Raw genomic sequence first — 20,719 nt, forward strand, 5'->3', positions numbered from 1 at the left:
CATGGCGACGCCGGCGGCCCTTCTGGGCCACGGCGGTCGCCTGGGCGCGGCGCGGACGGCCTGGCCGGACGCGCCGACGCCTTGGCTAGACCTGTCGACGGGCATCAATCCCTGTCCCTATCCGGCTCCGGTGCTCGCGCCGGAGATCTGGTCGCGCCTGCCCGATCCATCGGCCCTCCAGGCCCTGGAGCGGACGGCGGCCACGGCCTTCGGCGTCGAGGATCCGGCGCGGGTCGTCGCGGCGGCCGGCAGCGAGGCGCTGATCCGCCTGCTGCCGCGCCTGCTGGACGCCCGGCGGATCGCGGTCTCGACGCGGACTTATGGCGGCCACGCCGAGGCCTGGTCGCTCGCGGGCGCCCAGGTCGTGATCGCCAGCGACCGCGACGCAAACCTTCGGGTGCTGGTCAATCCCAACAACCCGACCGGCCGAGCGCTGTCGCCCGACCAGGTGCTGGACCTGACCGACGGACCCCTGCTGGTCGACGAGGCCTTCGTCGAGGTCGATCCGGCCTTGTCGGTCGCCCCGCTGGCCGGTGCGAAGGGACATGAGCGCCTGATCGTCCTGCGCTCGTTCGGCAAGTTCCACGGCCTGGCCGGGGCGCGTCTGGGCTTCCTGGTCGCCGAACCGAAACTGGCCGCTCGGGTCCGCGGCGCGCTGGGCGACTGGCCCGTCTCGGGTCCGGCCATCGCCGCCGGCCTGGCGGCCTATGCCGACACCGCCTGGGCCGACCAGACCCGCCGACGGCTGGCCGAGGACGCCGCCCGTCTGGACGCCCTGCTGCGCTCGGCCGGTTTCGACATCGCCGGCGGAACCTGCCTGTTCCGCCTGACCCGCGCGGCCGACGCGCCGCGCCGCTTCGAGGTCCTGGCCCGCGCCGGGATCCTGACACGCCCCTTTTCCTGGGACGAGACGCTGCTCCGCTTCGGGCTTTCAGGCCCCGAGCAGGACTGGCTCCGTCTCGCAGACGCCCTGGAGACAATGTGATGAGCGAAGATCTCAACGCCAAACACGCCGAAGCCATGCGCGCCCTCAAGGCCGAGCGCGACGCGATGATGGAGACCAAGACCCTCGAGAAGGGCCTGCTGCTGGTCCACACCGGCGACGGCAAGGGCAAGTCCTCGGCCGGCTTCGGCATGGTGGCCCGCCACCTGGGCTGGGGCCTGAAAGTCGGGGTCGTTCAATATATCAAGGGCAAGTGGAAGACCGGCGAGCGACTGTTCTTCAAGAAGTTTCCCGACCAGGTCCGCTACGAAGTCATGGGCGAGGGCTTCACCTGGGACACCCAGGACCGCGAGCGCGATATCGCCGCCGCCCGCGCCGCTTGGCTGGTCTCGCAGGAGATGATCGCCGATCCCAAGCTCGACTTCGTGCTGCTGGACGAGATCAACATCGCCCTGCGCTACGACTATCTCGACATCGACGAGGTGGTGGCGGTGCTGAAGGCCCGTCCCAATGACAAGCACGTCTGCCTGACCGGTCGCAACGCCAAGCCGCAATTGCTGGAGATCGCCGACCTGGTCACCGAGATGACCCTGGTCAAGCATCCCTTCGAACAGGGTTTCAAGGCCCAGCGCGGGGTCGAGTTTTGAGCGGCCTGACCCGACGGACGGCGGTCGGGACGGGGTTCGCGGCGGGTCTGGCCGGTGGTTCGGCGCACGCCCGCGCCCTGCCCCGCGTGATCTCGCTGAACCCGTGCCTCGACGCCGTGCTCGTCCACGTCGCCGACCGCTCACAGATCGTGGCCCTCAGCCACTATGCCCGCGATCCGCAGCAATCGAGCATCGCCAGGATCGCCCTCACCTATCCGATCACATACGAGAGCGCCGAGGAGGTGATCGCCCTGCGGCCCGACGTGGTGCTGACCGCCGCCCACTCCTCGCCCGCCACCCGCGCCGCGCTGAAGCGGCTGGGCATCCGCACCGAGCTCTTCAAGGTGCCCAACAGCTGGGAGGAGAACCAGGAGCAGATCCGGCGCATCGCCGAGGCCTGTGGCCATCCCGATCGCGGCGAGGCCCTGATCGCCCGGGTCGAGGCGGCGATGGCCAAGGGTGCGCCGCGCCCCGGAACGCGCCCGATCACCGCCCTGGTCTTCCAGCCCAACGGCTTCGCGGCCGGCAGCGGCACCCTGGTCGACGAGATGATGCGTCGGGCGGGCTTCGTGAACGTCGCCAAGCGCTATGGCCTGAAGAAGTGGGGCAATGTCTCGCTGGAGCGGCTGCTGGCCGATCCTCCCGAGGTGCTGCTGGCCGGACAGGCCTCGCCCGACGCCACCACCTTCGCCGAACGCATCCTCAACCACCCCGCCCTGGCCACCGTCTCGTCCCGCATGACCCGGGCGGTGTTCCCCGAGCGCCTGCTCTATTGCGGCGGCCCGGGCCTGATGGACACCGCCGCCGTGCTGGCCACCGCGCGCAAACAGATCCTGGGAGCCGCCGCATGACCGGTAAGCGCCTTCTCTTGCTGGGCGGGCTGGTCCTGCTCGTCCTGGTCCTGAGCGGACTGTCGCTGATGGCCGGACGGGTCTGGGCGCCCTGGAGCGCCTGGACAGATCCGACCGACCCGCGCTGGGCGATCATCTTCGAACTGCGCCTGCCCCGGACGGCCCTGGCCGTGGCCCTGGGCGCGGCTCTCGGCCTGTCGGGCGCGGCCATGCAGGGCTACACTCGCAATCCGCTGGCCGATCCGGGCGTGCTGGGCGTCTCGGCCATGGCCGCCCTCGGCGCGGTGATGACCATGTACCTGGGCATGGGCCTGGCCACGCCGTGGGTGCTGTTCGTGGCCGCCATGATCGGCGCGGTCGTCGGGGTGGCCGTGATGCTGGTGCTGGCCGGCGGGACCGGCGGCACCATCACCTTCATCCTGGCCGGGGTGATCCTGAACACCGTGGCCGGCGCCGGCGTGGCCTTGGCGCTCAGCCTGGCCCCCAGCCCCTGGGCGGCGCAGGAGATCATCAACTGGTTGCTGGGTTCGCTGGCCGACCGCAGCGCCGACGACGTCTGGCGCGCCGTGCCGTTCATCGCCGTGGGCTCGGGCCTGCTACTGTTCCTGGGCCGGGCGCTGGACGCCCTGACCCTGGGCGAGACCGGGGCCCAGGCCCTGGGCGTGGACCTGCGGCTGACCCGCGTGCTGCTGGCCGTCGGCGTCGGCCTGGCCTCGGGGGCCAGCGTGGCGGTGACCGGCATGATCGGCTTCGTCGGCCTGATCGTCCCGCACCTGATGCGTCCGCTGGTCGGCCACCGGCCCGGCGCCTTGCTGCTGCCCAGCGCCATCGCGGGCGCGGCCCTGGTCCTGGCCGCCGACATCCTGGTGCGGCTGACGCCCTCGGCGGCCGAGGTCCGCATGGGCGTGGCGACGTCCGCCGTGGGCGGGCCGTTCTTCCTGGCCCTTCTGATCTCGATGCGCCGGAGGCTGGCATGACCGCGACCCACACCTACGACCTGGTCGCCGAGACCCTGACCGTCGTGCTGGGCGGCCGGACCGTGCTGGACGGCGTCGACACCCGGTTCCGGCCGGGCGAGGTCACCGCCATCGTCGGTCCGAACGGCACGGGCAAGTCGACCCTGCTGGCCTGTCTGGCCGGACTGCGAAAGCCCGACACCGGCGAGGTCCGGCTGGGCGAGACGCCGATCCTGGCCCTGCCCCACCGCGACCGCGCCCGGCGCGTCGGCTTCCTGCCCCAGACGCCGGAGGTGGCCTGGGCGGTGGACGTCGAGACCCTGGTGGGCCTGGGCCGCACTCCGCACTGCGGCGCGCGGGGCCTGGGCGACACCGACCGCGCGGCGGTCCAGGAGGCCCTGATCCGCACCCGCCTGACCGGCCTGGCGCGGCGCGACGTCACCACCCTGTCCGGCGGCGAGCGCGCCCGCGCCCTGCTGGCCCGGGTTCTGGCCGGCGAGCCCTCGTGGCTGCTGGCCGACGAGCCGCTGGCGGGGCTGGATCCCGGCCACCAGCTGGACGCCGTCGAGCTGATGCGCGACTTCGCCGGCCAGCCCGGCCAGGGCGTTGTCATGACCCTGCACGACCTGGGCGTGGCTCTGCGCCTGGCCGACCGGGTGTTGGTTCTGCAAGGCGGCGGGGTGATCGCCGACGCTGCGCCCATGGAGGCCCTGACCCCCGAGGTGCTGGCCAAGGCCTATGGCGTGGAGGCGGCCATCGTTCCGGGACTGTCCGGCCCCTTGATCGAACTGATCGGCCAGGTTCTTGGTTGAGAACCCGCCCTGGGCATGGGTGGTGGTCCTGGCGCTGGTCCTTGAGGCGGCGCTGGGCTACCCGCCCATCCTGCTCCATCCAGTGGCTTGGCCGGCCGCCTTGATCGAGACCCTGGAGCGGCGGTGGAACGACCCGGCCCGCCCGGACGGCCGACGCCGCCTGCTAGGTGTAGTGCTGGTCCTGCTCCTGATCGCATGCGCCGCAGCGCTGGGCGTTCTTCTTCACTTTGCCTTGGGCCGCCATGTCGTGGGCCTGGCGGTGGTCGCCCTGATCGCGACCGTGGGCCTGGCGCAGCGCAGCCTGCACGACCACGTCGCCGCCGTGCTCGCGCCACTGGAGGCCGGCGACCTGCCGCAAGCCCGCGCGGCGGTAGCGATGATCGTCGGGCGCGACACCGAAAACCTCGACGCCGGGCAGGTCGCCGCCGCGGCCCTTGAGAGCTTGGCCGAAAGCTTCAACGACGGCGTCGTCGCCCCGGCCCTCTGGCTGCTGGTCGGCGGCCTGCCGGGCCTGTTCGCCTACAAGGCCGTCAACACCGCCGACAGCCTGGTGGGCCACAGGGAACCGCGCTGGCGGATGTTCGGCTGGGCTTCGGCGCGGACCGACGACCTGATGAACCTGATCCCCGCCCGCCTCGCCGGCGCCCTGATCGCCCTGGCTGGGGGGCGAGGCTGGAAGACCATGCTGCGCGACGCCCGCAAGCACGCCTCGCCCAACGCCGGCTGGCCCGAGGCCGCCATGGCCGGGGCGCTGGGGGTCCGTCTGGGCGGCGCGGCCGCCTATGACGGCGTGCCGACCGAGCGGCCGATCTTCGGCGACGGCCCCGTCCCCACGTCCGACGATCTGGCGCGCGGCCTGCGCCTCTACCGCCGGGCCTGCCTGCTGCTGTGGTCCATACCGGCCGCGATCGGCCTGATCGTCGCCCTCGCCCGATGACCTTCGCTCGTCTATCCAGGAGCCCGCCATGACCACCCTCTCCGCCATCGCGGCCGCCGTCCAGCCCGTCAACGCCGCGCTCGAGCCGCTGCTGCGCGCTCAGCTGGACGGCAAGGCCAAGCCGCCCGGCTCGCTGGGCCGGATGGAGGACCTGGCCGTGCGCATCGGCCTGATCCAGAACCGCCTGGACCCGCGCATCGCCCACACCGACCTCTATGTCTTCGCCGGCGACCACGGCCTGACGGGCGAAGGTGTCTCGGCCTATCCGTCCAGTGTCACCGCCGCCATGGTGAGCCTGTTCCTGTCCGGTCGCTCCAGCGTCGGAGCCTTCGCCCAGGCCACCGGCGTGCGGGTGCGCGTGGTGGACGCCGGGGTCGACGCCGACCTGCCGGCCCATCCCGACCTGATCGCCGCCAAGATTCGGCGCGGAACCCGCAACGCCGCCCGCGAGGCGGCCATGACCCAGGACGAGGCCCTGGCGGCCATCGCCCACGGCTTCGAGCTGGCCCGCGCGGCGGCCGCTGACGGCGCGGACGTCATCGCCCTGGGCGAGATGGGCATCGGCAACACCTCGTCCGCCGCCTTGATCATGCACCGCCTGGCCCCCGCGCCGCTGGAAGACTGCATCGGCCAGGGTACGGGCCACGGTGTCGAGGGCATGGCCCGCAAGCGCGCCGGCATCGCCCGCGCCGCCCAGCGTTCGGACGCGACCGAGCCCCTGGCCGTGCTGACCCAGTTCGGCGGCTACGAGATCGCCATGATGGCCGGGGCGGCCCTGGGCGCGGCGTCCATGAGGCGCGTGGTGCTGGTCGATGGCTTCATAAGCACGGCCGCTGTCCTGGCCGCCGTACGACTGGTCCCGGCCGCGCTCGACTACTGCGTCTTCGCCCACGGCTCGGCCGAACGCGGTCACGCCCTCATGCTCGAAAGCCTCGGCGCGCGCCCGCTGCTGGACCTGGACCTGCGGCTGGGCGAAGGCACCGGTGCGGCCCTGGCTGCTCCCCTGCTGGTCGCCGCCGCCAAGCTGCTGACCGACGTCGCCGACCTGGCCGAAGTCCTGGCCGGGCCCGGCTGATGCTTCGCCAGTTCAAGCTCTTGCTCTGCGCCGTGCAGTTCCTGACGCGCTTGCCGACACCGTCGTTCGCCGACTTCCAGCCCGACTGGATCACTCGCGCGGCCCGCTACTACTCCCTCGTCGGGATCCTGGTCGGCGCGGCCTGCGCCGGCGTGCTGCTGGCGGCCGGGCAGCTATGGAGCAGCGCCCTGCCCGCCCTGCTGGCGGTAGCGGCAGGCGTGCTGATCACGGGCGGCTTCCACGAGGACGGCCTAGCCGACACCGCCGACGGCCTGGGCGGCGGCCAGACGCCGGAGCGCCGCCTGGAGATCATGAAGGACAGCCGCGTCGGGACCTACGGCGTCCTGGCCCTGGGCCTGGTGCTGGCCATCAAGGTCGCGGCCCTGGCCGCCCTGCCCCTGGCGACCGCCGCCCTGGCCCTGGTCGCCGCCCATGGCGCCGGCCGCGTCGCCGCCGTGGTGGTGATGGTGCTGGAGCGCCATGTCAGCGACCGCGCCGACGCCAAGTACAAGCCCGCGCCCGAGGGCGTCCGTCCCTTCGAGCTGCTGATCGCGGCCGTGCTGGGCCTGTGGCCGCTGGCCTTCCTGGGCGCGGCGGGCCTGATGGGCGCGGCGGTCGGCGCGGTGCTGGCCGCCGCCCTGGCCCTGACGGCCCGCCGGCTGATCGGCGGCTATACCGGCGACGTGCTGGGCGGGATCGAGCAGGCCTGCGAGGTGGGCGTGCTGCTGGGCGTCTCGGCCATTTTGGCGGCGCCATGACCCTGTTGGTCTGCCCGCTCAGCCAGGTCGAGACGGCGCGAGCCCTGCACCGTCCGTCACACCTGGTTAGCCTGCTGTCGCCGACTTCCGCCGCCGAGACCTGGCCACGGTCGGAGGCGGAGGCTCACCTGCGGCTGGCCTATCACGACATCCCCGAGCCTCGCGAAGGCCTGATCGCGCCGGACGCCGCCCTGGTCGCCCGCCTCCTCGACTTCGCCGCCGGCTGGGACGCCGCGCGGCCGATGCTGGTCCACTGCTGGGCGGGCGTCAGCCGCTCGACGGCGGCGGCCTTCGTCATCGCCTGCCAACGCGCGCCGGAGCGGTCCGAGGACGAGATCGCCCAGGCCTTGCGCGCCGCCGCGCCCTCCGCCACGCCCAACCCGCTGATGGTCGCCCTGGCCGACGCCGCCCTAGGCCGCGACGGGCGGATGTCGGCGGCCGTCGCCGCCATCGGGCGCGGCGCTGACACATTCGAGGGCGCGCTGTTCGAGCTGCCGCTCCGCTGACGCCTTTTGTCAGCAGTCGGCAGCGCCGGCGTTGCCTCTTCACCCAAGGCCATGCTCTGTCAGGACGATGGTCGAGACCCTGTCGCACAAGCAAGCCCGCCGCATCGCCCTGGCCGCCCAGGGGTTCGCCGACAACCGGCCCGCCGCCCCGACCCGACGCCACCTACTCGCGACCATCGAGCGCCTGGCGCTGCTGCAGATCGACAGCGTCAACGTCGTCTCGCGCTCGCACTATCTGCCGCTGTTCTCGCGCCTGGGCGCTTATCCGCGTCCGTTGCTGGAGGATCTGGCTTGGGGCCGGAAGCCCGCCCTGTTCGAATATTGGGGCCACGAGGCCTCGCTGATGCCGCTGGACCTGCAGCCTCTGCTGCGCTGGCGGATGGAGGACGCGCGTCAGGGCGTCGGCGTGTGGAAGAACGTCGCCAAGTTCCTGGCCGAGCACCGCCCCTTCATCGACACCGCCCTGGCCGCGATCCACGCACGCGGCCCCCTGTCGGCCGGCGAGCTGGAACTGGGCGAACGCGGCCGGGCCGGTTGGTGGGAATGGAGCGAGGCCAAGCGGGCCACGGAATGCCTGTTCTGGGCCGGCGAGCTGACCACGGCCACCCGGCGCGGGACCTTCGAGCGGGTCTACGGTCTACCGGAAAAGGTGCTGCCCAAGGCGATCTGGTCGACGCCGACGCCGCCCCGCGACGAAGCCCACCGCATCCTGCTGCGCCGCGCGGCCCGCGCCATGGGCGTGGCCACCGAACGCGACCTGCGGGATTATTTCCGCATGGGCCTGGCCGACGCCCGGCGCGGGGTGGCCGAACTGGTCGAGGCCGGCGACCTGGTCCCCGTCGAGGTGCAGGGCTGGGACCAGCCGGCCTATCTGGCGCCGGACGCAAAACGACCGCGCTCGGTCAAGGCCAACGCCCTGCTCTCCCCGTTCGACAACCTGATCTGGTTCCGCGAGCGGGCCGAGCGCCTGTTCGACGTCCGCATCCGTCTGGAGATCTACACCCCGGCCCACAAGCGCACCCACGGCTACTATGTGCTGCCGTTCCTGCAAGGCGAGGCGATCACCGCCCGGGTCGACCTGAAGGCCGACCGCAAGGCGGGCGTGCTGCGGGTGCTGTCGGCCCATCGCGAACCCGCCGCGAACGCGGAGACCGCCCTCGCCCTGGCCGCCGAACTGCGGCTTATGGCCGCCTGGCTGGGCCTTGCCGGCGTTGCGGTTACGGCCAACGGAGACCTCGCCCAGAGCTTGGCCGCGCAAACCGCCGACGATTGACTTTGGCGGGCCAAAGCCTATTTATCCCCAGCTTCGGAGCAGGCTTGGCGAATCCGCGCCACCCGTTCGCCCAAACACGGGTGGCTCCGGACTTCAGACCAGCGTGACATGACAGAATTTTCCGAACTCGGGCTTTCGCCCACGACCCTCCAAGCGGTCGCCGATACCGGCTATACGACGGCCACCCCGATCCAGGCCCAGGCCATCCCGGTGGCCCTCGCCGGACAGGACGTGCTGGGCATCGCCCAGACGGGCACCGGCAAGACCGCCGCTTTCACCCTGCCCATGGTCGACAAGCTTGCCTCGGGCCGCGCCAAGGCCCGCATGCCGCGCGCCCTGGTCATCGCCCCGACCCGCGAACTGGCCGACCAGGTCGCCGCCAGCTTCGAGAAGTACGCCAAGGGCACCAAGCTCTCGTGGGCCCTGCTGATCGGCGGCGTGTCGTTCGGCGACCAGGAAAAGAAGCTGGATCGCGGCGTCGACGTGCTGATCGCCACCCCGGGCCGCCTGCTCGACCACTTCGAGCGCGGCAAGCTCTTGATGACCGGCGTGCAGATGATGGTGGTCGACGAAGCCGACCGCATGCTGGACATGGGCTTCATCCCCGACATCGAGCGCATCTTCAAGCTGACGCCGCCGAAGAAGCAGACTCTGTTCTTCTCGGCGACCATGCCGCCGGAAATCACGCGCCTCACCAAGCAGTTCCTGAAGGATCCGGTGCGGATCGAGGTGGCCAAGCCGGCCACCACCAACGCCAACATCACCCAGCTGCTGGTCAAGGTCCCCTCCTCCGATCCGAAGGCCAAGCGCCTGGCGCTGCGGGCCCTGATCGAAAAGGCCAACATCGAGACCGGCATCGTGTTCTGCAATCGCAAGACCGAAGTCGACATCGTCGCCAAGTCGCTGAAGAGCCACGGCTTCGACGCCGCCGCCATCCACGGCGACCTGGACCAGAGCCAGCGCATGAAGACCCTGGCGGCCTTCCGCGACGGTTCGCTGAAGATCCTGGTGGCTTCGGACGTCGCCGCGCGCGGCCTGGACATCCCGGCCGTCAGCCACGTCTTCAACTACGACGTCCCGCACCACGCCGACGACTACGTCCACCGCATCGGCCGTACCGGCCGGGCCGGGCGTTCGGGCATCACCTACATGTTGGTGACCCCCGCCGACGACAAGGGCTTCGACAAGGTGGTCAAGCTGATCGGTTCGACCCCGGACGAAGAGAAGCTGGACCTCGACTATTCCAACGCCGTGACCATCAAGCGCGAAGGCGACAAGCGCGGCGGCGGGCGTGACCGCGACCGCTCGCGCGGCGGGGAACGCGGCCGTGACCGTGATCGCAACCGCGCCCCGACCGTGCCGTCGGACGTCGCCTCCGCCAATCTGGAAGCCGCCATCGCCGGCGAGCCGATCCCCACCTCGGTGGGCGAAGAGCCGACCAAGCGTCCCGCGCGCAGCCGCAAGCGTGGCGAAAAGGCCGCCGTCGAAGCCGTCGAGACCGAAGTTCCCGCCATCGCCGCCGAAGAGGCTCCGGCCACCGAGCGCGGTCGTCGCGACCGTGGCGGTTCCTCGCGCGATCGTGGCCGCCAACCGCGCGTCGAACAGGACGTCGCCGCCGAGCAGCCCGCCGCCAAGACCGTCGAGCGCGGCGAGGACGAACGTCCCGCCCGTCGCGAGCGCGGCCGTGATCGTGATCGCCGCCCCGAGCGGACCGAACGCGCCGAGCAGCCTCGCGTCGAACAGCCCCGCGCCGAAGCCGAGCGTCCGTCGCGCGCCCCCATGCCGGTGCGCGGCGTCCAGCCCGTGCGCGGCCGCGAGGACGACGACGACCGCCGCGTGGTCGGCTTCGGTAACGACACCCCCGCGTTCCTGTTGCGCGCTCCGCCGCGCCTGGCCCCGGCCAGCGACAGCGAAGACTAGGATCTCGACTGGGGACATGCGCTTGCGCGTGTCCCCGTCGGTGGCTCACCCACTTGCCCCCACCTGACCGCTTCGCGGTCTGTCCGCCCCCATAGGGGGCGGAGGGCGAAAGCCTGCGTCCTCTTCCCCCTACGGGGGAAGGAGCGCCGAAGGCGCGAAGGGGGCAAGTACGCCCCGCGCCGGCGTCTACTTCTTGATCTGCCCCGCCAGGTACTTCCGGATCCCCTCCCCGTACGGCGGGCGCAGGGCCAGCATCGGGCCGATGTCCTTCTTCAGCTGGTGGAACACCGCCTTCTTGTGGCTGAACTCCAGGAAGCCGTCGCGACCGTGATAGCTGCCCATGCCGGCCGGGCCGACGCCGCCGAACGGCAGGTCTTCCTGGGCGACGTGGAAGATCACGTCGTTGACGGTCACCCCGCCGCTGGTCGTGCGGTTCAACACCATGTCGCGTTCGGCCATGTCGGTCCCGAACCAGTAGAGGCCCAGCGGACGGTCGCGGCCGTTGATATAGTCCACCGCCTCCTCGACCTTGCCGTAGGTCTTCACCGGCAGGACCGGACCGAAGATCTCGTCCTGCATCACCGTCATGTCGTCGGTGGGATTCAGGATCAGGGTCGGCGGGATCTTGCGGTGTTCCTGCTGGCTGAAGTCCTCGCCGGCCGGATTGATCTCGACGATGGTCGCGCCCTTGGCCCGGGCGTCCTCGACGTGGCCCTTGATCCGGTCGTAGTGGCGCTGGGCGACCACGGCCGTGTAGTCGGGATTGTCCTTGATGGTCGGGAAGGTTCGCGCCACGGCCGCCTTGGCCTCGGTTACGAACGCATCCAGCTGGTCGGCGGGGGCCAGGACGTAGTCCGGCGCCAGACAGATCTGACCGGCGTTCAGGGTCTTGCCGTTCATCACCCGCGCCGCGGCCGTGGCCATGTCGGCGCCGCGCGACAGGATCACCGGGCTCTTGCCGCCCAGTTCCAGGGTCAGGGGCACCAGGTTCTCGGCGGCGGCCCGCATCACGTGCCGGGCCACCGAAGTCGCCCCGGTAAAGATCAGGTGGTCGAACGGCAGGCCGGTGAACGCCTGCCCCACCTCGGGTCCGCCGGTGATCACGGCGATCTCCTCCTCGGAGAAGGCGCTGGCGAACATGGTCTTCATCAGCTCGGACGTCGCCGGCGTGAACTCCGACGGCTTGATCATCGCCCGATTGCCGGCCGCCAGCACCCCGGCCAGGGGCGCGAAGGTCAGGTTGACCGGGAAGTTCCAGGGACTGATCACCCCGACCACGCCCTTGGGCTGGTACTGGAGCTCGGCCTTGGCGCCGAACAGACCCAGGATCGCCGGCGCGGTCTTGCGCTTCTCAGGGCGCATCCATTTGGCGACATTCTCCTTGGCGAACTTCAGCGGGCCGATGGAGCCGGCGATGTCGGTCAGGCCCGTCGCGTCCTTGGAGCGGGCGCCGAAGTCGGCGTTAAGCGCGTCAGCGATTTCGGCCTGGTGGTCGACCAGAAGGCCGATGCAGCGGTCCAGCCAGTCGATGCGCCGTTCGGCCGTGGGGGCGCCTTGTCGCAGGTGAGCCGCCTTCTGGGCTTCCAGAATCCTCGACATCGAAGCCTGGGCCGATTGCAGGTTGAGGTTGGCGGGCGCGTTCACGGTCAGGTTCCTCCCAAGCGGCCTAGAGGCTCATCTTATCAGTGTTCACCATGGATCGCGCCCAAGCATCATGCAAGACGAACGTCGTTCGTTCTTAACGGCTCGTTTGAACTCTTCGGTCTAGATTGCCGCTCCAAGCGCGCATCCGGGGCGATGCCGCCGTTGGGGGAATAGAGATGTCGGACGTCGAGACCACGCTGCGCGGCCCTGAGGCCTACAAGATCGCCGGCCGGGCCCTGGGCTTGATGGAGCGCCATCAGGTCTGGCCGACCGCGCTGAACTTCGAGCTGTGGACTCACTTCGTCGCCGACCCCGAAGGCGCCCTGGCCCGCGAGCTGACCCGCCTGATCTCGCTGGGCGAGCCGCTGACCGAACTTCTCTCCGAAGAGCTGGCGGCGACCTACCTGCCCAAGGCCAAGCTGAACGAACAGATCCGCGACGCCGGCGACCTGCTGAGCAAGGAACTGGAATCGGTCTCCAAGGCCATCCAGGACGCCCAGAAGAGCAACGCCGCCTACGGCAAGACCCTGACGGGCGCGGCCAAGGAGCTGGACAGCTCCGAGGACGTCAGCAAGATCAAGTCGGTGGTCAGCGGCCTGGCCGAGGCCACCCGCCGCGTCCAGAAGGAAAACAAGTCGCTGGAGACCCGCCTGGCGGAATCCACCGCCGAGGTCGATCGCCTGCGCGAGCATCTGGAGCAGGTCCGCCGCGACGCCACCACCGACGGCCTGACGAACCTGGCCAACCGCAAGGCCTTCGACGAAGAGCTGGACCGCGCCTGCAGCGAGGCCGACGAGGCCGGCACCACCATCTGCCTGGCCGTGCTCGACATCGACCACTTCAAGGGCTTCAACGACACCTGGGGTCACCAGACCGGCGACCAGGTCATCCGCTACGTCGCCAGCGTCATCGGCCGCGTGGCCGCCCCGCCCCGCTTCGCCGCCCGCTACGGCGGCGAGGAGTTCGCCATGATCTTCCCGCGGGAATCGGCGTCGCTGGTGGCCGGCACCCTGGAAGAGATCCGCGTCGAGGTCTCCTCGCGCATGCTCAAGCGCCGCTCGACCAACGAGGACCTGGGCGCGATCACCATCTCGTCGGGCTTCGCCGAGCGTCGTCCGGGCGAGACCGGCCACTCGGTCATGGAGCGCGCCGATGCGGCGCTCTACACGTCCAAGCGCGGCGGCCGCAACCGCGTCACCGCCGCCGAGAGCAAGCCGGACTCGGCCAACGCGGCCTGAGTTTCCGGGGCTTTTCGGCCCCCAATTTCGCCTCGGGATAATTTCTCTGGCGTTCCCCAAGGTTAGTCGCGCCTAGCTTCAGGCAAGAGCGACAAAGCCTTGGGAGGACGCCATGACCTACGAGAAGATTAGGCTCGAGACCGCCGACGGGATCGCCGTCGTCACCCTCGCCGATCCCTCCACCCTTAACGCCGCCGGCCTGGACATGGCCAGGGAACTGATCCACGCCTTCGGCTCTCTCGCCCAAGGCAAGGTCGATGCGCGGGCCGTGATCCTGACCGGCGAAGGCCGGGGCTTCTGTTCCGGAGCCAACCTGGCGGTCGGCGGTCCCGACGCGCGGCCGGTCGATGTCGACGGCAAGCCGGACGCCGGCGCCGAACTGCAGAACACCTACAATCCGCTCGTCACCCTGATGCGCGACTTCCCGCTGCCGCTCGTGACCGCCGTCAACGGCCCGGCCGCCGGGATCGGCTGTTCGCTGGCCCTGCTGGGCGACATCGTGGTGGCGGGCGAGAGCGCCTATTTCCTGCAGGCCTTCCGGCGCATCGGCCTGGTGCCCGACGGCGGCTCGACCTATCTGCTGCCGCGCCTGATCGGCAAGGCGCGGGCCATGGAAATGATGCTGCTGGGCGACAAGATCCCGGCCGCCACGGCGTTGTCCTGGGGCCTGATCAATCGCTGCGTGCCCGACGCCGAGCTCCTGTCGACCGCCACCGGCATCGCCAAGAGCCTGGCCGACGGCCCCGCCGCCCTCTCGACGATCCGCAGGCTGGTGTGGGACAGCCTGGACGCCGACTGGGTGGGTCAGCTCCACGCCGAACGTCACGCCCAGAAGGCCGCCGGCAAGACCGAGGACTTCGTCGAGGGCGTCAGCGCCTTCCTTCAGAAGCGCCCGACGGCGTTCAAGGGGCGCTAGACTTGCCGTAGATCGCCTTCGCACGGTCCTCGAAGCAGCCGATCAAGGTGTTGGCCGCCCGGTCCAGATTGGCGGCCAGCATGGCGTCGAGCAGCTTGGACTTGAACGCGAAGTCGATAACGAATTCCACGGTGGTTCCAGCCTCATGCGGCGAGAACCGCCACTGGTTCGACAGCCGCTTGAAGGGGCCGTAGAGCAGGCTGACGTCCACCGTCAGGGCCGCCGCATCGCGGCGCACCCGGGTGGCGAACTTCTCGCGCAGGAACGAGAACCCGACCTGGGCCTCGGCGTCCACGGTCGAAACCTGGCCGTCGACGCGACCGTTCCAGGTGCGCATGGCCGTGATCCACGGCACGAACGACGGATAGGCCTCGACGTCGCCGACGAGCGTGAAGAGCTGTTCGGGCGCATAGGGCAGCACCCGGGTGACGACATGACGGTGCAAGCGCCCTAGCCCGCCGCTTTCGCGTCCAGGGCCCGGCGCGCGGCCTGCAGCTTGGCGAAGTCCTCGCCGGCATGGTGCGACGAGCGGGTCAGCGGGCTGGACGAGACCATCAGGAAGCCCTTGGCGCGGGCGATGGCCTCGTAGGCCTTGAACTCTTCCGGCGTCACGAACCGGTCGATCGGCGCGTGCTTGCGGGTGGGCTGCAGGTACTGGCCGATGGTGATGAAGTCGACGCCGGCCGAACGCATGTCGTCCATCACCTGCATGACCTCCTCCTTGGTCTCGCCGAGGCCGACCATGATGCCGGACTTGGTGAACTGGGTGGGGTCGCGCTCCTTGACCCGCTCCAGCAGGCGCAGGGAATTGTAGTAACGGGCGCCGGGGCGGATCTTCAGATAGAGCCGCGGCACGGTTTCCAGATTGTGATTGAAGACGTCGGGCTTGGCGTCGATCACCACGTTCTCGGCCCGGTCCTTGCGCAGGAAGTCGGGGGTCAGGATCTCGATGGTCGTGCTCGGCGCGGCGGCGCGGATGGCGGTGACCACCTCGGCGAAGTGGCGGGCGCCACCGTCGATCAGGTCGTCGCGGTCGACCGAGGTGATGACCACATGCTTGAGGCCCATCTTGGCGACGGCCTCGGCCACGCGGCGCGGCTCGTCGGGGTCCAACTGGGTGGGCATCCCGGTGGTGACATTGCAGAAGGCGCAGGCCCGGGTGCAGATCTCGCCCATGATCATCATGGTCGCGTGCTTCTGGCTCCAGCACTCGCCGATGTTCGGGCAGGCGGCTTCCTCGCAGACCGTGGTCAGCTTGTGCTCGCGTACGATGCCTTGCGTCTCGTTATAGCCGGCCGAGCCCGGGGCGCGGACGCGCAACCACTCGGGCTTGCGCAGGACCGGCGTGTCGGGACGGTTCTGCTTTTCGGGGTGACGCAGGCGCTCGGTGGAGGCGCGGGCGTTCAGCGTGTCGATCAGAGTGACCATAACGGCCTAGATCGGCCTTCTTGGCCTCCGGATCAAGCATGCGTTCTTGCATGTGACGCAAAGGCGCGAAATGAGTGCCTGGAATGCGTCGCCGTCTTCCTGTTATCGCCCTGGCGTGCCTCCTGGCCCCGCTCCTCGTCTCCTGCGGCGACGAGGGCGCCCGCGCGCCCTTCGCCGAGAGCCGCACCCCGCCGTCCCTGGCCCAGCGCTTCCAGCCGCCGCCGGGCTGGGCCTGGGGCTATGTGACGGTCGGCGACGACCTGGTGCAGCGCTACGGCGTCTCCGCGCCCCAGGGCGTGCCGCGCGGCCAGATCCTGATCCTGCCGGGCTATGGCGAGTCCGCCGAGGGCTGGTTCGAGACGGCCCGCGACCTGAACGACCGGGGCTACACGGTCTGGATCCTGGAGCGTCAGGGCCAGGGCGGCTCCGAACGGGCCACGCCCTGGCGCGATCTTGGCCACGTGAGCAGCTTCGCCCCCGACGTCACGGCCACCAAGGCCATGGTCAAGGCGGTGATCCGTCCGAAAGGCCGCGATCCGTTCGTGATCCTGGGCGCAGGCGACGGCGGTCTGGTGGCCTTGCGCGCCCTGGAGGAAGGCCTGCGGGCCGACGCCGCGATCCTGTCCTCGCCCAATTTCGACCTGGCCGTCCCGCCTCGCGCCAAGACCGATCTGATCCGCATCGCCCGCTGGGTCCGCGGACTGAAGCTGGGCTTCCTGCGCTATCCCGGCCAGTCCGGCTGGAAGCGCGAGGGGCCGGACGGCGTCGCGGCCAAGCTGACCAATGATCCGACGCGCGGCGCGGTCCAGCAGGCCTGGCGGCTGGCCAATCCGGACCTGCGGATGGGTGCGCCGAGCTTGGGCTGGTACGCGGCCTTCTACGACGCCGTGGACGCCACGGGCCGCGACCTGAAGCGCGTCGATACCGCCGTGACGATGCTCGACGCCGGCCAGGACACGGCGGCCCTGCCCGCGCCCCAACGCGCCGTCTGCACGGCCCTGCCCCGCTGCGTCGAGACTCGCTGGCCCCAAGCGCGCCACGCCCTGCACCTGGAGACAGATTCGGTGCGCACGCCCTGGCTCGACAAGATCGACGAGACCCTACGCTCCCGCACGGCCTATCCGCACCCCAAGCCTTGAACGACAAGGGTTTGAGCGCATTTTAGAAGGACCGGTGCGCTTACGTGCGCGTAACGGGTGTTTGCAAAGCGACCCGCCATCGCTAGGGTCCCGCTTCAATTAGACGAGGGCGCGATGTCGCCTCCGGGAGGTTTCGCCGGCATGCCGGTTGTTTTCGATGCGCAAGACGGCCAGAAGGCCCTCTTCGACGCCCTGCTCGACGCCCGCGACAAGTACGGGCCCAAGAAGCTGATCCTGGAAGACCAGGACCGCAATCCGATGAGCTACACCGACCTGGTGCGGGCGAGCTTCGCGCTCGGCCGTAAGGTCGCGGCCATGACCAAGCCCGGCGAGCATGTCGGCGTTCTGCTGCCGTCCGGCGCCGGCGCGGTGGTGACGTTCTTCGCCCTGCACGCCTTCGGCCGCGTGCCGACCATGCTCAACTTCACGGCCGGCCTGCGCAACCTGCGCGCCGCCTGCGAGCTGGCCGGGGTCAAGCTCGTGCTGACCGCCCACAAATTCATCGAGCTGGGCAAGCTGCACGACGTGATCGACGCTCTCGAGGAGAAGGCGACGATCACCTATCTGGAGGACGTGCGCGCCACCATCGGCGTGGCCGACAAGCTGTTCGCCGCCGCCGCCGGCCTGTTCCCCCGCCAGTTCCGCGCCCATGCCAAGCCGTCCGACCCCGGCGTGGTGCTGTTCACCTCGGGCAGCTTTGGCGCCCCGCGCGGCGTGGTGCTGAGCCAGGCCAACCTGGTGTCCAACGCCAAGCAGGTGGCCGCCCATATCGCGCTGGATCCCGACTGGGTGTTCTTCAACCCGCTGCCGGTGTTCCACTGCTTCGGCCTGACGGGCGGGGTGATCCTGCCGCTGCTGGAAGGCATGAAGGCGTTCCAGTACCCCTCGCCCCTGCACACCAAGCAGATCCCGGCGCTGGTCAAGGACACCAAGGCCTCGGTGCTGTTCGCCACCGACACCTTCGTCAACCACTACGCCCGCGCCTCGGAGAGCGACGAGCTGTCGGGTCTGAGGTTCATCGTCTGCGGCGCTGAAAAGGTTCGCGAAGAGACCCACAACCTTATCGCCGAGAAATTTGGCCCGGTGCCGGTTCTCGAAGGCTACGGCGCCACCGAGGCCTCGCCGGTCATCGCGGTCAACAAGCCCGAAGACAACCGCCGTGGCACGGTTGGCGCCCTGCTGCCCGGCCAGGAATGGAAGGTCGAGCCGGTCGAGGGCATCCCCGAAGGCGGCCGCCTGCTGGTGCGCGGACCCAACATCATGTCGGGCTATCTGCGCGAGGACGGGGGCGTCGACGCTCCCGAGGGCGGCTGGCACGACACCGGCGACGTGGTCACCGTCACCGACGACCTGTGGATCACCATCAAGGGCCGCGTGAAGCGCTTCGCCAAGATCGGCGGCGAAATGGTCTCCCTGACCGCCGCCGAGGATCTGGCCAGCGCCGTCTGGCCCGACGGCCGCCACGCAGTCATCTCGATGCCCGACAAGAAGAAGGGCGAGAAGCTGGTGCTGGTCACCGACCGCCAGGACGCCGCCGTCACCTCGCTGGTGGCCCATGCCCAGAGCATCGGCGCGCCGGAACTGGCCGTGCCGCGCAAGATCCTCAAGGTCCAGGAAGTGCCGGTGCTGGGCAGCGGCAAGACCGACTATGTCGCCATCCAGCGGATGGCCGACCAGGACGCCAAAGCGGCCTGATGCTCGGCGCCGTCCCGGCCACCTTCGAAACCCCGGCGGATCGTTCTGGTCCGCCGGGGTTTTTCGTTTCCACCATCGACTTGAGAGGGAAAACGACATGGAACGACTGTACGTCTGGGCGCCCCGCGTCCTCAGCCTGCTGCGGATCATCACGGCCCTGCTGTTCATGGAACACGGCCTGATGAAGCTGTTCCACTTCCCGGCGGCCCAGCCCGGCGCGCCCGATCCGCTGCCGCCGATGCTGCTGGCGGCGGCCTGGCTGGAGGTGGTGGGCGGCGCCCTGCTGGTGCTGGGCCTGTTCACCCGGCCGGTGGCCTTCGTCCTGTCGGGCCAGATGGCCGTGGCCTATTTCATCGCCCACTTCGCGCAAGGCTTCTGGCCGGCGCTGAACGGCGGCGAGGCCGCGATCCTGTTCAGCTTCATCTTCCTGTACCTGGTGTTCGCCGGACCGGGCGAATGGAGCCTCGACGCCCAGGCGCGCAAGCGGCCGTAGACGCCAGCTCAGACCAAACAAAAAGGGCGGCGCTACTAGCGCCGCCCTTCTCTTTTGCCGCTAGGCGGAAGCCTAGATGTGCAGCACGCGCCCATAAGCGTCGAGCGCGGCCTCGTGCATGGCTTCCGACATGGTCGGGTGGGCGTAGACGATGCCGTGCAGGTCTTCTTCGGTGGCTTCCAGGGTGATGGCCGTGACGAAGCCCTGGATCATCTCGGTGACCTCATGGCCGATCATGTGGGCGCCGATCAGGGCGCCGGTCTTGCCGTCGAACACCGTCTTGACGAAGCCTTCGGTCTCGCCCGCGGCCACGGCCTTGCCGTTGACCTTGAACGGGAAGCGGCCGGCCTTGACGTCGATGCCGGCGGCCTTGGCGGCGGCTTCGGTCAGGCCCACCGAGGCGACCTGCGGGTTGGCGTAGGTGCAGCCGGGGATCGGCGAATTGACGGTCGGGGTCTTGTAGCCGGCGATGTGCTCGGCGGCATGGATGCCCTCGTGGCTGGCCTTGTGGGCGAGCCAGGGCGGGCCGGCGGCGTCGCCGATGGCGTAGAGGCCGGGCACGTTGGTCTCGCCGTGCTTGCCGGTGACGACGTGGCCGCGATCCATGTTCAGGCCGATGGCGTCCAGGCCCTCGGTATTGGGCGCGATGCCGACGGCGACGATGCACTTCTCGGCGGTCAGGACCTCGGCCTTACCGCCGGCCTCGATGGCCACCGAGACGCCGCTGGCGGTCTTCTCGACCTTGGTCACCTTGGCGCCGACCCGGAAGGTGATGCCGCGCTTCTCGAAGGCCTTCTGGGCGGCCTTGGAGACCTCGGCGTCCTCGACCGGCATGATGCGATCAACGGCTTCCACGACGGTCACCTCGGCGCCCAGGGCGCGGTAGAAGCTGGCGAACTCGATGCCGATGGCGCCCGAGCCGATGACGACCAGCGACTTGGGCATGGCCTTGGGAGCCAGGGCGTCGCGATAGGTCCAGATCTTGTCGCCGTCCGAGACCGCGCCGATGGCCGGGATGTCGCGAGCCCGCGCGCCGCTGGCCAGGATGACGTTCTTGGCCTGGATCGTACGGCTGCCGCCGGCCTTCAGGGCCACGACGACCTTGGGCGAAGGCGCGCCCTTCTCGAGCTTGGCCTCGCCCTCGACGACCTCGATCTTGTGCTTCTTCATCAGGAACGCGATGCCCGAGGACATCTGCTTGGCCACGCCGCGCGAGCGCTCGATGATCTTGCCGAAGTCGAACGAAGCCTTCTCGACCGACAGGCCGTAGCCGCCCAGGTGCGACAGCTGCTCGTAGATCTCGCCGGACTTCAGCAGCGCCTTGGTGGGGATGCAGCCCCAGTTCAGGCAGATGCCGCCCAGGTTCTCGCGCTCGATGATCGCCGTCTTCAGGCCCAACTGGCTGGCGCGGATCGCGGCCACATAACCGCCGGGACCGGCTCCGATGACGACGACGTCGAATTCCGTGGACATGTCTTTCTTACCCTA

The 20,719-nt window shown here is 70.0% G+C and carries 20 protein-coding genes; 16 read left to right on the plus strand and 4 right to left on the minus strand.

Annotation, left to right across the window (positions count from 1 at the left end; genetic code table 11):
• Position 1 precedes the first annotated feature (1 nt).
• From cobD to AC07OA_RS10390, 11 genes are all read left to right on the plus strand, one after another.
• On the plus strand, positions 2 to 985 hold the full coding sequence (gene cobD, locus AC07OA_RS10340; protein WP_494663707.1) for a threonine-phosphate decarboxylase CobD: 984 nt from the start codon (positions 2 to 4) through the stop codon (positions 983 to 985).
• Positions 985 to 1,590, plus strand: coding sequence for a cob(I)yrinic acid a,c-diamide adenosyltransferase (gene cobO / locus AC07OA_RS10345; protein WP_494663708.1), 606 nt, complete (start codon positions 985 to 987; stop codon positions 1,588 to 1,590). The genes cobD and cobO overlap by 1 nt, the downstream gene beginning before the upstream one ends.
• Positions 1,587 to 2,441, plus strand: coding sequence for an ABC transporter substrate-binding protein (locus tag AC07OA_RS10350; RefSeq protein ID WP_494663709.1), 855 nt, complete (start codon positions 1,587 to 1,589; stop codon positions 2,439 to 2,441). Before cobO ends, AC07OA_RS10350 begins: the two co-directional genes overlap by 4 nt.
• Entirely contained in the window at positions 2,438 to 3,418 is a 981-nt protein-coding gene (locus AC07OA_RS10355) for a FecCD family ABC transporter permease (protein WP_494663710.1), read from the plus strand. Before AC07OA_RS10350 ends, AC07OA_RS10355 begins: the two co-directional genes overlap by 4 nt.
• Entirely contained in the window at positions 3,415 to 4,209 is a 795-nt protein-coding gene (locus AC07OA_RS10360; protein WP_494663711.1) for an ABC transporter ATP-binding protein, read from the plus strand. Before AC07OA_RS10355 ends, AC07OA_RS10360 begins: the two co-directional genes overlap by 4 nt.
• Positions 4,202 to 5,146, plus strand: coding sequence for an adenosylcobinamide-phosphate synthase CbiB (gene cbiB, locus AC07OA_RS10365; protein ID WP_494663712.1), 945 nt, complete (start codon positions 4,202 to 4,204; stop codon positions 5,144 to 5,146). The genes AC07OA_RS10360 and cbiB overlap by 8 nt, the downstream gene beginning before the upstream one ends.
• Before the next feature lie 28 nt (positions 5,147 to 5,174).
• The gene (gene cobT, locus AC07OA_RS10370) at positions 5,175 to 6,221 is read left to right on the plus strand and encodes a nicotinate-nucleotide--dimethylbenzimidazole phosphoribosyltransferase (RefSeq protein WP_494663713.1); all 1,047 of its coding nucleotides are present in this window, start codon (positions 5,175 to 5,177) and stop codon (positions 6,219 to 6,221) included.
• Positions 6,221 to 6,979, plus strand: coding sequence for an adenosylcobinamide-GDP ribazoletransferase (gene cobS, locus AC07OA_RS10375; protein ID WP_494663714.1), 759 nt, complete (start codon positions 6,221 to 6,223; stop codon positions 6,977 to 6,979). The genes cobT and cobS overlap by 1 nt, the downstream gene beginning before the upstream one ends.
• Positions 6,976 to 7,485, plus strand: coding sequence for a tyrosine phosphatase family protein (locus tag AC07OA_RS10380; protein ID WP_494663715.1), 510 nt, complete (start codon positions 6,976 to 6,978; stop codon positions 7,483 to 7,485). Before cobS ends, AC07OA_RS10380 begins: the two co-directional genes overlap by 4 nt.
• A gap of 67 nt (positions 7,486 to 7,552) precedes the next feature.
• A complete protein-coding gene (locus tag AC07OA_RS10385) occupies positions 7,553 to 8,758 on the plus strand; it encodes a winged helix-turn-helix domain-containing protein (RefSeq protein ID WP_494663716.1) in 1,206 nt (401 codons plus the stop codon).
• 108 nt (positions 8,759 to 8,866) lie between these two features.
• Entirely contained in the window at positions 8,867 to 10,678 is a 1,812-nt protein-coding gene (locus tag AC07OA_RS10390) for a DEAD/DEAH box helicase (protein ID WP_494663717.1), read from the plus strand.
• A 186-nt stretch (positions 10,679 to 10,864) separates the two neighbouring features.
• On the opposite strand, the gene AC07OA_RS10395 is transcribed toward AC07OA_RS10390, so the two are convergent.
• Positions 10,865 to 12,322, minus strand: a complete 1,458-nt coding sequence (locus AC07OA_RS10395) for a coniferyl aldehyde dehydrogenase (RefSeq protein WP_494663718.1) — start codon at positions 12,320 to 12,322, stop codon at positions 10,865 to 10,867.
• A 176-nt stretch (positions 12,323 to 12,498) separates the two neighbouring features.
• Between AC07OA_RS10395 and AC07OA_RS10400 the strand changes: the two genes are divergently transcribed.
• Both AC07OA_RS10400 and AC07OA_RS10405 read left to right on the plus strand, forming a co-directional pair.
• Entirely contained in the window at positions 12,499 to 13,560 is a 1,062-nt protein-coding gene (locus AC07OA_RS10400) for a GGDEF domain-containing protein (RefSeq protein WP_494663719.1), read from the plus strand.
• A gap of 112 nt (positions 13,561 to 13,672) precedes the next feature.
• On the plus strand, positions 13,673 to 14,476 hold the full coding sequence (locus AC07OA_RS10405; protein ID WP_494663720.1) for an enoyl-CoA hydratase/isomerase: 804 nt from the start codon (positions 13,673 to 13,675) through the stop codon (positions 14,474 to 14,476).
• On the opposite strand, the gene AC07OA_RS10410 is transcribed toward AC07OA_RS10405, so the two are convergent.
• On the minus strand, positions 14,463 to 14,921 hold the full coding sequence (locus tag AC07OA_RS10410; protein ID WP_494663721.1) for a type II toxin-antitoxin system RatA family toxin: 459 nt from the start codon (positions 14,919 to 14,921) through the stop codon (positions 14,463 to 14,465). The genes AC07OA_RS10405 and AC07OA_RS10410 overlap by 14 nt on opposite strands.
• 5 nt (positions 14,922 to 14,926) lie before the next feature.
• The gene (lipA, locus tag AC07OA_RS10415; RefSeq protein ID WP_494663722.1) at positions 14,927 to 15,904 is read right to left on the minus strand and encodes a lipoyl synthase; all 978 of its coding nucleotides are present in this window, start codon (positions 15,902 to 15,904) and stop codon (positions 14,927 to 14,929) included.
• Between the two features lie 83 nt (positions 15,905 to 15,987).
• Between lipA and AC07OA_RS10420 the strand changes: the two genes are divergently transcribed.
• The 3 genes from AC07OA_RS10420 (at position 15,988) to AC07OA_RS10430 (ending at position 19,231) form a co-directional block, all read left to right on the plus strand.
• A complete protein-coding gene (locus AC07OA_RS10420) occupies positions 15,988 to 17,043 on the plus strand; it encodes an alpha/beta fold hydrolase (protein ID WP_494663723.1) in 1,056 nt (351 codons plus the stop codon).
• A gap of 141 nt (positions 17,044 to 17,184) precedes the next feature.
• Positions 17,185 to 18,738: an AMP-binding protein gene (locus tag AC07OA_RS10425; RefSeq protein ID WP_494663724.1), complete on the plus strand. Its 1,554-nt coding sequence runs from the start codon at positions 17,185 to 17,187 to the stop codon at positions 18,736 to 18,738.
• A gap of 97 nt (positions 18,739 to 18,835) precedes the next feature.
• The gene (locus AC07OA_RS10430; protein ID WP_494663725.1) at positions 18,836 to 19,231 is read left to right on the plus strand and encodes a DoxX family protein; all 396 of its coding nucleotides are present in this window, start codon (positions 18,836 to 18,838) and stop codon (positions 19,229 to 19,231) included.
• 72 nt (positions 19,232 to 19,303) lie between these two features.
• Here AC07OA_RS10430 and lpdA read toward each other — a convergent pair whose 3' ends face one another.
• A complete protein-coding gene (lpdA, locus tag AC07OA_RS10435) occupies positions 19,304 to 20,704 on the minus strand; it encodes a dihydrolipoyl dehydrogenase (protein WP_494663726.1) in 1,401 nt (466 codons plus the stop codon).
• Between the last annotated feature and the right edge of the window lie 15 nt (positions 20,705 to 20,719).

This window comes from Caulobacter sp. GW821-FHT09B08 (assembly GCF_059418225.1).

Excerpts from the sequence above, each read along its gene's own strand:
- cobD (WP_494663707.1), top strand. The coding sequence starts at position 2 with ATGGCGACGCCGGCGGCCCTTCTGGGCCACGGCGGTCGCCTGGGCGCG.
- cobO (WP_494663708.1), top strand. The coding sequence starts at position 985 with ATGAGCGAAGATCTCAACGCCAAACACGCCGAAGCCATGCGCGCCCTC.
- AC07OA_RS10355 (WP_494663710.1), top strand. The coding sequence starts at position 2,438 with ATGACCGGTAAGCGCCTTCTCTTGCTGGGCGGGCTGGTCCTGCTCGTC.
- AC07OA_RS10360 (WP_494663711.1), top strand. The coding sequence starts at position 3,415 with ATGACCGCGACCCACACCTACGACCTGGTCGCCGAGACCCTGACCGTC.
- cobT (WP_494663713.1), top strand. The coding sequence starts at position 5,175 with ATGACCACCCTCTCCGCCATCGCGGCCGCCGTCCAGCCCGTCAACGCC.
- cobS (WP_494663714.1), top strand. The coding sequence starts at position 6,221 with ATGCTTCGCCAGTTCAAGCTCTTGCTCTGCGCCGTGCAGTTCCTGACG.
- AC07OA_RS10380 (WP_494663715.1), top strand. The coding sequence starts at position 6,976 with ATGACCCTGTTGGTCTGCCCGCTCAGCCAGGTCGAGACGGCGCGAGCC.
- AC07OA_RS10385 (WP_494663716.1), top strand. The coding sequence starts at position 7,553 with ATGGTCGAGACCCTGTCGCACAAGCAAGCCCGCCGCATCGCCCTGGCC.
- AC07OA_RS10390 (WP_494663717.1), top strand. The coding sequence starts at position 8,867 with ATGACAGAATTTTCCGAACTCGGGCTTTCGCCCACGACCCTCCAAGCG.
- AC07OA_RS10400 (WP_494663719.1), top strand. The coding sequence starts at position 12,499 with ATGTCGGACGTCGAGACCACGCTGCGCGGCCCTGAGGCCTACAAGATC.
- AC07OA_RS10405 (WP_494663720.1), top strand. The coding sequence starts at position 13,673 with ATGACCTACGAGAAGATTAGGCTCGAGACCGCCGACGGGATCGCCGTC.
- lipA (WP_494663722.1), bottom strand. The coding sequence starts at position 15,904 with ATGGTCACTCTGATCGACACGCTGAACGCCCGCGCCTCCACCGAGCGC.
- AC07OA_RS10420 (WP_494663723.1), top strand. The coding sequence starts at position 15,988 with ATGCGTCGCCGTCTTCCTGTTATCGCCCTGGCGTGCCTCCTGGCCCCG.
- AC07OA_RS10425 (WP_494663724.1), top strand. The coding sequence starts at position 17,185 with ATGCCGGTTGTTTTCGATGCGCAAGACGGCCAGAAGGCCCTCTTCGAC.
- AC07OA_RS10430 (WP_494663725.1), top strand. The coding sequence starts at position 18,836 with ATGGAACGACTGTACGTCTGGGCGCCCCGCGTCCTCAGCCTGCTGCGG.
- lpdA (WP_494663726.1), bottom strand. The coding sequence starts at position 20,704 with ATGTCCACGGAATTCGACGTCGTCGTCATCGGAGCCGGTCCCGGCGGT.